The sequence below is a fragment of the Acetivibrio straminisolvens JCM 21531 genome (assembly GCF_000521465.1).
Taxonomy (GTDB): Bacteria; Bacillota; Clostridia; order Acetivibrionales; family Acetivibrionaceae; genus Hungateiclostridium; species Hungateiclostridium straminisolvens.
Genome location: NZ_BAVR01000045.1, coordinates 20,284 through 32,211, shown reverse-complemented (window position 1 = coordinate 32,211; position 11,928 = coordinate 20,284). Strand labels below are relative to the sequence as shown.

Below are 11,928 nucleotides of genomic sequence, written 5' to 3'. Positions count from 1 at the left end.
CAAATTAACAGTATGAACTGTGTTGTAGAACAATTCTGTAATTTCGGATATATCATCCGGCAAATACCTTCGAATATTCATGCTATACTCCTTTTCTAAAACAAGCGTCATTATTCAGCCTCTTGGAGAGAAATGAAATAGACTAAAGTTGAAGGGGTCTCTATGCCCCAAGCTTTCATTATATTGTAATATTATACCAATACGTATTATAAGTTATCCTTAAATCCAAATAAAAAACATGGCCTATAGGAATTCCTTAGCCTAATAAACCATGTTTCATGCAACAACTTTATTTACTTCATTTTAAACTTCTTTATCCGGATTAAATTTCGCGTCTTCCCTCCAAAGCCTTTGCCAATGTAACTTCATCCGCATATTCAAGGTCTCCTCCCACAGGTATTCCGTGGGCTATCCTTGTGGCCTTGATACCCAAAGGCTTAACGAGCTTTGAAATATACATGGCAGTAGCTTCACCCTCAATATTGGGATTTGTCGCAATAATAACCTCTTTGATGTTTCCTTCCTTTATCCTGTCCAAAAGCTCCTTAATTTTAATATCCTCAGGCCCAATCCCCTGCATCGGCGATATCGCCCCATGCAACACATGGTAAAGCCCTTTAAACTCTCGGATCTTCTCCATTGCAACAACATCCCTTGCGTCTTCAACGACACAAATTACAGAATTGTCCCTTTTTTCCGAACTGCAAAGGGGACAAACCTCGGAATCGGTTAAATTACCACATACCGAGCAGAATTTTGTTTTTTGCTTTGCTTCAGTTATAGCATTTGCAAGCCTATCCACTTTTTCCTGAGGCATATCCAACACATGAAAAGCCAATCTCTGGGCAGTCTTGTGGCCTATACCGGGAAGCTTTTCAAACTCCTCTATAAGCCTTGCAATCGGTGCAGCATAAAAGCTCATGTATATTCACCCTTTATCATTGTAAACATCAACTAAAACAAACCGGGAATTCCACCCAATCCGCCCGTAACCTTGCTAATCTCGGTTGTAACCATTTCATCGGCTTTTCTTAAAGCTTCATTGACTGCTGCAAGTATAAGGTCCTGAAGCATTTCAACATCATCAGGGTCAACAACCTCCGGTTTTATAGTGATTTCCTTAATATCTTTCTTTCCTGTGGCAATTACAGTAACTGCTCCTCCACCGGCAGATGCCTCAACAGTTCTTTCCTTGAGCTCTTCCTGAACTCTCTCCATATCTCTTTGCATCTTCTGAGCCTGCTTTACCAGGTTGTTTATATTACCGCCGAATCCCGGGAAACCGCCTTTTGCCATTATCATCTACCTCCAATTTTATGTTATATCTTCAGATTACACATATCCGAATATAAAAATACCTAACCATCATTATATATCAATATATGCTAAAAAGACCAGTAAAATTTTTGAAATTTATTCGTCAATTATATTCAGTGGAATATCAACCTTTTCGGCAAAATCCTGAACCTTCTCAATCAGCTCATCCTTTTCCTCTTTTTTTTCTGTATCTACAATGTCTTCTTCGCCCAAACATTTAACCCGAACTTTTTTGCCAAGAAATTCACAAAGGCACTCTTCTACAACTTCAAGATTCTCGGATTTTTCAACAAACATTTTACCAATGGTATTTTTAAATACTATCCCGACTCTATTTGAGCCCAACTCTATAAGTTTCGCATCCAGAAGGTGGGAATATATAACCATTCTGCCCCTGCTTTTCAGCTCGTCCAACACTTTGGGCCATATTTCAATTCCCTTTACATTTTTGGCAATATTCTTTTTCTCAATACGTTTATCATCTTCAGACTCCAAATTTTCTTTACCGGAATCCGCATTGCCGGAATCCTTTAGAGAACCGGTCGAACTGCCGGAACCATTCTTGGGCACGGCAATACCCTTCTCCATAATATCATTAACATTCTTCTCCAGAGATTGAATTCTCTCCAATACACCGGCATCTCCCAAGTCCATCCTGTTCTCACAGAGCTTGATAAGCGTCGTTTCCAAAAGAACCCTTGGATGTGTAGTCGATTTTAATGCCGCCTCCAGTAAAGACAGCTCTTTTATCACAGCCACAATCTCAAACCGCTCCAGCCCATTGCATTGCTCCTTCATCTTTTGAATTGAATCCATTGGAGCATCAATTATTTCTTCAGGATTCGATACCGAGCTGCAAATCATGAGATTCCTGTAATACATCACCAGCTCCGAAACAAACTGGCCGATATTCTTACCTTCCATCACCAGTTCATCAACAGCCTTTAAGACCCTTTGTATCTCTCTATTCTTTACGGCATCTACAACCTCGCCAATAAAAGTATCTGTCACAAGGCCTACCACGGATAAGACATCTTCATAGGTAAGCTCCTTATTGCCAAGAGATATGCACTGATCCAATATGCTTATGGCATCTCTCAAAGCTCCGTCGGAAAGCTTTGCTATCAGTTTCGATGCTTCCCTTTGAATTTCTACTCCGCTTTCTTTTGCAATGTACTCAATCCTCTTTACAATACTGTCTACCGGAATCCTCCTGAAATCAAACCTTTGGCAGCGGGACAGTATAGTTGCAGGAAGCTTGTGCGGTTCAGTAGTGGCAAGGATAAATATAACATGGGCAGGTGGCTCCTCGAGAGTCTTTAGGAGGGCATTAAATGCACCTGTCGAAAGCATATGAACTTCGTCTATAATATAAACCTTGTATCTGGCTTTTGAAGGAGTATATATGACTTCATCCCTAATATCTCTTATATCATCCACACTATTGTTTGAGGCAGCATCTATTTCTATGACATCCAAAAGGCTTCCGTTAAGTATTCCCTGACAAACCTCACATTGATTGCAAGGATCACCGTTTTTCGAATCCACACAGTTTACAGCCCTGGAAAATATTTTTGCCATGGTGGTTTTACCCGTACCCCTTGTCCCACAAAAGAGATACGCATGAGCTATACGCCCGGAACAAATGCTGTTCCTAAGTGTCTTTACAACATGTTCCTGTTCAACTACATCTTCAAAGACCATAGGTCTCCATTTTCTATATAAAGCCAGATACGACACAAAGCATCCTCCTACTTTCGCATATCAAAAAGCTGACTAATAAAAGCTCTGGACATCGAGTCCCTTCGCTTTTGCCTCTTTCATTTCATTCCAAGAGGCCAAATATAAAATAAAGCTATTTAATAGTTTTAAATAGCTTTTTTAGACAATTTGATATACTTAAATTTTTAGTTATATAATTAATTGGTCGTGCACCTATTTTCGACATGCATATACAAGCGTAACCAATGCAGTTAACTCTAATCAGGCAAACCCACGGCACACGAAAGGGACTACTTACCGCTGCTTTCTTCCGAACCTGACGGGGTTCATAGACTTCCGTTGCGCAGGACCCAATTTTCATTGCCACTTGCAAAGGGCAGACCTTACAGAAACATGCCTATTATAGGAATTCAACCCTGCTATAGCGGATTGCAGGTACAGGGCACCGCTACCTCCCCATCTAGCACGACCAAATATTAACTTATCAGTTTCCTTCTTAATGAATAATCATGAAGGAATACCTTATATATTATACTTAATAATTTATAATACTTCAAGACATTTATTTTATTAAATCACTATATATTTATTACTCTTTTTCCTATTATTGTATATCAATCTCCATACTCTGATTATTTTGCCTTTCTTACTGCTCTACCATAATCACACCATCCTCGTTCTTTAATAGCTGAAATCCAATTTCCTCTTCACCCCTTATGCTTGCTCCCACTGTTTTCCATACACCCACTTCTCCGTAAATAAATAAGTGCTCTAAAGAAATTTTCACCTCACTGCCATCATATTTATAGTATGCATATCCATTCTCACAAGTAGCTTCCTTTATGGATTCCTGTATTACAATTCCATTGTCGAATTTCTCTTTCCACCCGATACATTGTCTTTGCTCCTCGCAAGCCTTAAGCAGAATCCATAAACAGTTTTACCGTATAACATTATCAAGCTATCAATATCTATGTTGTCCAATGTTTATCCCCTCTCCACATGGCATAGATTTGTTTACTTCTTTCTTCCACAGCGTTTTACAGTGCAATATTTCAGTAAATATAAATTTGCGCACGGAATAGCTATTCCAGTAACATATTGTCTCTTATTTGTTATTTGGTTCATTTTGGGATAAAGAAGTTATCAATCCGCCGCATAAATCAAAAATAAATACTATTTCAGTTTAAAATTACCTTTACCTATGATAAAATTATATAAAAATGCGTAACAAAGAATTTAAGGATGTATTGGCAGTAAGTTAGATGTATTGTGCCAAATTGGAAATAGCTATTAAAAGTAAACTATGCGTAAGCAAAAAGGATGATTATTGTGTCCGGCTATTCTTTCGTATATGTTAAAATTGATAGAAACAACAGCATGGTACATTCAACGGGAATTACATTTAAAGATTTTTCAATGGGTTTAAATTTAGACAAGTGTTATTTGATATTAGCAGGTTATTCCCATGAATGCAGATTTAACACGAAATTGTTATTGGAGTATGTCACCAAAGAGCAGGCCCGTTCCTTGATTGAACAGGATGTTTATGCCTTTGGTGATTTTTGCTGGGTTGATTTCGAAAATGAGAAGCAACTGCATTTAGTAACGGATGAGGAACTTGCGAGGCTGTTGTTTATGAGTCACCAAAAAAGGCCTTTAGGTTCTTTTAGAATCGACAGTCTTATGAACGAATATGGCTATTTGTGTCATGATGATGGCTACTGTAACTATACATATTTGTACGATATAAAAAGTACAAAAACGTCCTGAGATACAAAGTCACAGAGAAACTGAAAGAAATGGGAAACGGTAATATTGACGGCAATTTCATTGACGAGTTGTATGAAATGTGTACGGATGGACTGGTTATAGCTTTCCCAAAAACTAAATCCGATGAAATTAATTTATATATACTGAAAGATATCTGTACACAAGATGACTTGGAAAATGGAATTGTTGACGTTAGTAAGCTCAGTTGTGATAATAAGCTAAAATATGATTTGAGCGATAATATGTGGAAGTTGCAGAAGAGTTTTTAGTTACGAAGAGGATTCTTTTGTGTTGAATTATATTTTTTATTCTTGTGACTTTATGTCAACTCGCATATGAGCACTACTCTGTCTCGTAAAAAATGTAAATTTCCAGGCCGGCAATCTTTATGATGTTTGTTTTGAAAATTTGTCACTTGCATAATATTGGCCACTTATTTTTTCATTTTGAAAACACTATATTTAAACACCACATTAATGATATAATTAAATTAGTACGTTTGTTTTTATTTACATAATTTTTACTTTTTTTATTTTTCCACAACTAATTGAATGGGGGAGGTTTAGTTTTAATGAATCAAAAGCAATCCAAAAAAAGCCTGCTGTCTGTATTAACAATTTCTGTCCTGATTGTTTCCTGTCTTTTTAGCTTCATTTCCGTTAATGCAGATGACACAACTGAAGAACCGGCTTTGGAAGGCCTGTCAATCCATTATATGGATGGCTCTCTGGATGTAAAATATCAGAGCATGCGTCCTTACATAATTATTTACAACAACAGCGGCATGGATGTAAATATGGCCGACCTTAGGGTAAGGTATTATTACGAAAAAGAAGGTACTACCGAAGAAGTCCTTACATCATTTTATACTGCAATAGGTCCAAACAACATATTTGGAGAATTTCACCCCGAGCTGGGATATGCAGAAATCGGCTTTACAGATGGAGCCGGAGCTATAAAAGACGGGGGCAACAGCGGTCAAATGCAACTGGTACTGAAAAAAATATCAAACGGCTATTATGACCAATCCAATGATTATTCTTATGACCCAAGTTTTACTGATTATGCCGAATACGATAAAATGACGCTCTACTACAAAGGTAAGCTGGTGTGGGGAAAAGAAGGACCGCCGCCACCGCCGGAACCAACACCGCCGCCAAATGATGATGACTGGCTTCATGTGGAAGGAAATTTAATTAAGGATTCCAAAGGAAATACTGTTTACCTTACAGGTATCAACTGGTTTGGTTTTGAAACCGATGGAGCAAACGGTTTTTACGGTCTTAACAAATGTAATCTGGAAGATTCCCTTGATTTAATGGCAAAATTAGGTTTCAATATTATCAGAATCCCCATCAGTGCCGAAATTATTCTGCAATGGAAAAACGGTGAACGCGTCGAAACTTCCTTTGTAAATACATATGAAAACCCTCGCCTCGACGGCCTTAGCAGCTTGGAAATACTGGACTATACAATAAATCACATGAAGAAAAACGGTTTGAAGGTTATGCTTGATATGCACGGTGCATCCAAGGATTCATATCAGGATAACCTCTGGTACAACAAAGATGTGACCATGGAAGACTTTATTGAAGCATGGAAATGGATTACCGAAAGATACAAGGATGACGATACGGTTATTGCAATGGATCTTAAAAATGAGCCCACGGAAAGTTCTCAGGCCCAAACATCGCAAAATGGGATGGCTCCGACGACCCGAACAATTGGAAAAGGGCAGCCGAAATTATTGCCGAAGAAATACTTGCAATTAACCCGAATCTTTTAATTGTCGTTGAAGGTGTTGAGGCATACCCGATGGAAGGATATGATTACACCAACTGCGGTGAGTTTACTACATACTGCAACTGGTGGGGCGGAAACTTGAGAGGAGTTGCTGACCACCCTGTCGTCATATCGGCGCCGGACAAGCTTGTATATTCCGTTCACGATTACGGACCGGACATCTATATGCAGCCATGGTTTAAAAAAGACTTCGACATCAATACTCTTTATGAAGAGTGCTGGTATCCCAACTGGTATTACATTGTTGAGCAAAACATTGCACCCATGTTTATCGGAGAATGGGGCGGCAAGCTAATCAAAGATAACAACCGTAAATGGCTTGAATGCCTGGGAACCTTTATTGCTGAGAAAAAACTTCATCATACCTTCTGGGCCTTCAACCCCAATTCAGCCGATACCGGAGGTTTGATGCTGGAAGACTGGAAAACGGTCGATGAAGAAAAATACGCAATAATCGAACCTACATTGTGGAAAAAAGGGTTGGACCATGCAATACCACTAGGAGGAGTTACAGAAGAAACCTTCAAGTACGGTGATCTTGACGGCAGTTTCAGCGTAAACTCCAGCGATCTTACACTCTTAAAGCGTTATGTTCTCAAGCAAATTACCGAATTCCCATCTCCCCATGGATTGGAAGCGGCTGATTTGGACGGAGACGAAAAAATAACCTCCAGTGATGTTACATTACTAAAAAGATATATCCTTAGAGCCATAACCGCATTCCCGGTAGAGGAGAAATTAGATGAATAACATAATCTATATTTAACCCCATCAATATAAATTGATAATTATAAAGGCTGCAGAAAGTAGAATTTCCGCAGCCTTTTATGAATATCTCCGAATTAATATTTACTTTTCGTCATTCGTATCATTATCATTTTTGGTGTTATTTTCTCCATTTGAACCTTTGAGTTTTCCCGCTCCGTAGTAATAATAAAGTATGGTCGCTAAAACAATCGCCGAAATCACAAACCAAATCCAAGTATACTTGCCTTCAGTATTTTCAGGTGATTTATCCTTCTCGTCTTTTGAACCATTTGAGTCAGAATCGGTATTTCCAACAAATAAATATCTTTCGCCTTCAGGTATACCATCCAATTTCTCCAGTACTATATCGTCAAATGACGCCTTCCCGGTATTTAGCCGTCCGTAGCCGCCCAAACCCAATGACACTTTTAATGTATTCACATCTTCACCGGTCAAAATATATAACTCTGTATATTGCCATTCATCAACGGTACCTCTTATATCATTGGAATATGTAGTATATCTTTCTATGGACAAGTTTGCTCCCAACGTCTCCTCGCCCACATTCTCCGTTTTAATCCAACCGGAAAGCCTATAGCATGTCTTCGGTTCAACCGCCACTTCTTGAAGGTATCGTGCATCTCTCTCCTCTTTATTTTCAATAGTAACATAGTACTGTCCACTGTGTGCTCCCTCTTGTCCTACTCCAAACTCCGCAACCCCCGGCTGCTTATTCCAGACCCATGTACTCCAACCAACGGGCTCATTATTTTCTATTTCTTCAAAGGACGCGTTTTTTAATAAGTTTTCAGCGGCAAAAGCCCACTGGTTAATTAATACGCAAAATAAAAGAACAAAAGTTATGCTCACTGTTATCTTTTTTAGCATTTTATCTTACCTCCAATCAAAATCTATTTTATATTGCTTCATCCTGCCATTCTAATTAATCATATCTGCACTTGTTTTCCGAGCCTCACGGAATAATTCTGTCCTCTATCTTCCGGATATATTTGGGCCATGCTGGCCAAATACAGGTTCTCCACAGGGGTATTGATTTCGGGTAAAATTTTTGAATATTGTTGTACAACAACCGGTTGGGCATATTCTGTCCTGCTGATATGTACCCATTTTATCTTCGATTCATTCCAATCGGGGAACATAATTTTCAAGTATTTTATAAACTCCTTCTGAATTTCCTCATCGCTTAATGAATAAAACTTATTCTTCTTGTCCAAATACCTGGAAAGATAAATAATATGCGACTTATACTCATTTTCGGTAACCAAGTTGGTATGTTCAATCAAGAGCACAAACGGAAAATCATTTTCTGCAATTGTAGTCCAATAGTAATCCGACAATTTCTCCGAAAGTTCCAAAACCATACAAATATTTGCTTTGTACTTTACTTTTGAAAGCTTTTCACTATATTCTTTCGGAAACGGAACATTCATTTTACTGAGGATTTCCGGCGAAGTCGTCACAATAACCCTGTCAAAATTGAATGTTTTGCCGTTGCTATGGACATTCAGGGTTTTATCTTCTTGGGGTTCTATTCTGTCCACAGGGCTTGAGTAATGTATTTCTCCACCGGCATTGATTATTCTCTCAGCCAATTTGTCGTATATTACCCCAAAGCTTCCCTTCATATATCCCAACAGTTCCTTGCTAAGGTTTTTCCCCCTTGTTGAGCCTCTGAGCTTAAATTTGTTCCACAGCCAGGTTCCAGAAATTTTATCGGCGTCATAGTCAAACTTTGAACTGAGCAGCGGCCCCCAGACCTTTTCATATACATTCTTACCTGCATTTTTGATTATCCAGTCTTTAGAGCTCATGTTTTCCAATTGGCTCCAGTCCTTTAAGAACTTCGCTTTAAAGACAAGCAAGCCCATCCTTATCCTGTCAATGAATGAAAGCTCCTTAAAAAGCAGCAAATCTATCGGAGAAGTAAAAGGATAAAGCTTTCGGTTAATATATATGGAGTTTTTCGGTTCGAGCCACATAAGCTCAGAAGTCAGATTCAACTCTTCAATCAGCTTAACTATTTCCACATCATTGGTAAATATATGATGATAGAATACTTCCAGTTTTTCATCGCCGACATCTATGGTTTTTACCAACCCGCCATGCTGCTCTTCAGCCTCAAATACGGAAACTTTATGACCTTTTTTAATCAATTCGTTTGCAGCAACAAGCCCGGTAGCTCCTGCACCAACAATACATATATTCATAATTCCGTGTCTCTCCTTCTTATTCAGCTAACATCCCTATCCTTTAACTTTCTTAGCCTGTGTAATCTGTTTTACAATATATCCTGCCGAGAATAAAACCAACAAAACAGTCAATAAAGCAACAGGCACAGCAACAGGGTCATAATTATCAAGCCAGTACACATCCTGCCATGACATGTAATATAAATACCAGTGGTTGGCAGTAACGCATATACTTAAAACTGCCAAAGGTATGGCCATCCATTTCTTCCACAGAACGCTAATCGTGAGGAAAATTATGGCCGGAAGAAGGTATCTTTCATGCATTTTTGTCATGAAGGTAAAGGCACTTGCAGGATAAAGAAAGAAGCAAAATACATCGCAAAGTCACTTTTCCTGTATTTTAGCAAATATGCAAAAGCTATGCCTATAGAAATTAAAAACAGTATAGTTCCCCATGCATTATAGGATAATATGAAGAATGTATTTGAATCGAATATTGGCGGTTGTCCCCCCAATAGCGTCCACAAGTTAAAGGCATTGGCAGTGGGATACGGATAATCCTGAACACTGGTTAAGTACAAATTGGGCATCCAGCAAAAATAGTCAATGGTTTCGGCTATAAAATCTTTAACAACAGAAGTACTCTTCATCTGTTCATAAAGATCCATGTGATAATAGAAAGGATAAATAACGATAAAATAACACGAGAACCCTATACAAAGAGCCACCAACGTTTCTTTTATACTCTTAACAATCTTTTCTTTAGTAATGTTGGAGAAATCAAACAGTTCTTTGTAAAAGAGTATACCCAGCGGCGTAAGGAGTGCACTTTGGGGCTTGGTCAGTACAGCAAGTGCATACAATAGTACTGCCGTCATTTTTCGATTCACACTAAAGGCATATATCATACCCACAAGCAAAGTAGCAGGTATCGAGTCAAATTGTCCCCAAATCGAAGAATTGAAGAAAACTCCGGGGTTAAGTGCATAAACTACTCCCAAAATAAATCCAAGTCTCTCTTTTCCGTATCTTTTTCCTATTTTGTAAATCAGATAGGCTCCTACCAGTTCGGAAGCAACTGCCCATAACTTTATCAAGAAAGCATGGGTAGCTGCATTGACGGAAAAAGCTTTAGCTATTATTCCCGTAATCCACAGCATATACATATACGCCGGGGCATATACAATGTGAAAAGTTTCATAAAGACCCTTCGGACCCTTTTCGGCAAGGTACAAACTCCATGCCCTGTATCCTCCCATATCCACCTGATAGCTTGGAATTGTGGTCAGAATCAATCTTATCAGTATTATGGCCACTCCAACAATTATGAACGCATTTTGGGATATTGGCTTTTCCATCTCGAAAATCCAACCTTTTTTTGCACTCTTTGTTCTAGTATTACCCATAGTCTGAAAACCCACCTCATATAAAATATTTTATTATAAACCATTTAAGCCTCTAACAAAGCCAAATTCATATCTTTACCAAATATGACTATAACAAATCTAATGTGTTTTGTAAATAACAACATCATGTCCGTCGTCATAAAATACCTCAAAGGTGTTCCGTATGAGTTCTTCATTTAAATAATACTTGTTTGGCTCTCTAACTTGGTTATCAATGACTATATAGCCAATATTGTTCTCTTCCACAAGTTTCTTAAGGGTACTTTCGTCAGGAGCACTAAATATGTCTCTCCTTATCCTATCGCGAAGGTCCCAGTCATAGCCTGCAAACATCGTAAAATACGGCCAGCCGCAGAATATTTTTCTTCCTGCAAGCAATATTGTATGAAGATGATAATCATCTGTCAGGAAAATTTCATTTTTATCAGAGTCATTTTTTACCTTAACCAGCAGAGGGTCATCGCAACGGATGTCCACGGACCTACTGTTAAGGGAGTAAAGTGCTATTGCATCCACAAAACCCGTAACTGTAATTACAATGGAAATAAGCACTGCCACAACGGTAGCAAGAGGTTTTTTTACTTTGAAAAGGAAGAATATTAAAGCGGCAGCAAAAATATTTATAAGTATGGAACCAATAATCACATATTTATGGTTGATATCAATACCTAATGTGAGCTTAACTGTGCTCGCCAGAATAATCGGAGCACTAAATGCCAGAATTAATGCCCTTACGCCCCTAGGTGCCGGGGAATTGTTGTAAGATGTGTATGCTATGCTGGCACATATAACCAATACCAAAGAAAATACCATTGAAATAATAAAAAGCTCTCTATTTACGATTTTAGTATCGGCTTCCAATTTATACTTTATGAAGAAATAACCGATAATCTGTGTAGCTGCTATGAATAACAAATTTATATGATATTTATACTTGCCGTTGCTGCGGA

14 protein-coding genes and 1 other RNA gene are annotated in these 11,928 nt (G+C 38.4%); 4 read left to right on the top strand and 11 right to left on the bottom strand.

Features of this window, described 5'->3' with window-relative positions; genetic code table 11:
- Positions 1-322: 322 nt before the first annotated feature.
- The 6 genes from recR to JCM21531_RS23890 form a co-directional block, all read right to left on the bottom strand.
- Positions 323-922: a recombination mediator RecR gene (gene recR, locus JCM21531_RS12070; protein WP_038290242.1), complete on the bottom strand. Its 600-nt coding sequence runs from the start codon at positions 920-922 to the stop codon at positions 323-325.
- Between the two features lie 32 nt (positions 923-954).
- Positions 955-1,296, bottom strand: a complete 342-nt coding sequence (locus tag JCM21531_RS12065) for a YbaB/EbfC family nucleoid-associated protein (protein WP_038290240.1) — start codon at positions 1,294-1,296, stop codon at positions 955-957.
- Between the two features lie 117 nt (positions 1,297-1,413).
- Positions 1,414-3,057, bottom strand: coding sequence for a DNA polymerase III subunit gamma/tau (gene dnaX, locus JCM21531_RS12060; protein WP_038290238.1), 1,644 nt, complete (start codon positions 3,055-3,057; stop codon positions 1,414-1,416).
- Between the two features lie 187 nt (positions 3,058-3,244).
- Positions 3,245-3,508, bottom strand: an RNA gene (ffs, locus tag JCM21531_RS17860) — signal recognition particle sRNA large type.
- Positions 3,509-3,685: 177 nt separating this feature from the next.
- Positions 3,686-3,826, bottom strand: a complete 141-nt coding sequence (locus JCM21531_RS18980) for a hypothetical protein (protein WP_157833678.1) — start codon at positions 3,824-3,826, stop codon at positions 3,686-3,688.
- 68 nt (positions 3,827-3,894) lie between these two features.
- Positions 3,895-4,023: a hypothetical protein gene (locus JCM21531_RS23890; protein WP_265445872.1), complete on the bottom strand. Its 129-nt coding sequence runs from the start codon at positions 4,021-4,023 to the stop codon at positions 3,895-3,897.
- A gap of 348 nt (positions 4,024-4,371) precedes the next feature.
- On the opposite strand from JCM21531_RS23890, the gene JCM21531_RS12055 reads away from it, so the two are divergent.
- From JCM21531_RS12055 to JCM21531_RS22120, 4 genes are all read left to right on the top strand, one after another.
- Complete coding sequence (locus JCM21531_RS12055; protein WP_054847096.1) at positions 4,372-4,812, top strand: hypothetical protein; 441 nt, start codon at positions 4,372-4,374, stop codon at positions 4,810-4,812.
- A 29-nt stretch (positions 4,813-4,841) separates the two neighbouring features.
- Positions 4,842-5,081 (top strand): hypothetical protein, encoded by a 240-nt coding sequence (locus tag JCM21531_RS12050; protein WP_038290235.1) that lies wholly within the window; start codon positions 4,842-4,844, stop codon positions 5,079-5,081.
- 302 nt (positions 5,082-5,383) lie between these two features.
- On the top strand, positions 5,384-6,598 hold the full coding sequence (locus JCM21531_RS22125) for a cellulose binding domain-containing protein (RefSeq protein ID WP_243467613.1): 1,215 nt from the start codon (positions 5,384-5,386) through the stop codon (positions 6,596-6,598).
- The gene (locus JCM21531_RS22120) at positions 6,502-7,365 is read left to right on the top strand and encodes a cellulase family glycosylhydrolase (RefSeq protein WP_369347645.1); all 864 of its coding nucleotides are present in this window, start codon (positions 6,502-6,504) and stop codon (positions 7,363-7,365) included. Before JCM21531_RS22125 ends, JCM21531_RS22120 begins: the two co-directional genes overlap by 97 nt.
- Before the next feature lie 99 nt (positions 7,366-7,464).
- On the opposite strand, the gene JCM21531_RS12040 is transcribed toward JCM21531_RS22120, so the two are convergent.
- The 5 genes from JCM21531_RS12040 to JCM21531_RS22110 all read right to left on the bottom strand — a co-directional run bounded on the left by JCM21531_RS12040 (position 7,465) and on the right by JCM21531_RS22110 (position 11,893).
- Positions 7,465-8,250 (bottom strand): carbohydrate binding domain-containing protein, encoded by a 786-nt coding sequence (locus JCM21531_RS12040; protein WP_038290232.1) that lies wholly within the window; start codon positions 8,248-8,250, stop codon positions 7,465-7,467.
- Positions 8,251-8,309: 59 nt separating this feature from the next.
- The gene (locus JCM21531_RS12035; protein WP_038290229.1) at positions 8,310-9,590 is read right to left on the bottom strand and encodes an NAD(P)/FAD-dependent oxidoreductase; all 1,281 of its coding nucleotides are present in this window, start codon (positions 9,588-9,590) and stop codon (positions 8,310-8,312) included.
- A gap of 36 nt (positions 9,591-9,626) precedes the next feature.
- Complete coding sequence (locus JCM21531_RS22115; protein ID WP_243467612.1) at positions 9,627-9,896, bottom strand: hypothetical protein; 270 nt, start codon at positions 9,894-9,896, stop codon at positions 9,627-9,629.
- Positions 9,897-9,901: 5 nt separating this feature from the next.
- Entirely contained in the window at positions 9,902-10,978 is a 1,077-nt protein-coding gene (locus JCM21531_RS12030) for a putative hexosyltransferase (RefSeq protein ID WP_243467611.1), read from the bottom strand.
- Between the two features lie 99 nt (positions 10,979-11,077).
- Entirely contained in the window at positions 11,078-11,893 is an 816-nt protein-coding gene (locus tag JCM21531_RS22110; protein ID WP_243467610.1) for a hypothetical protein, read from the bottom strand.
- Between the last annotated feature and the right edge of the window lie 35 nt (positions 11,894-11,928).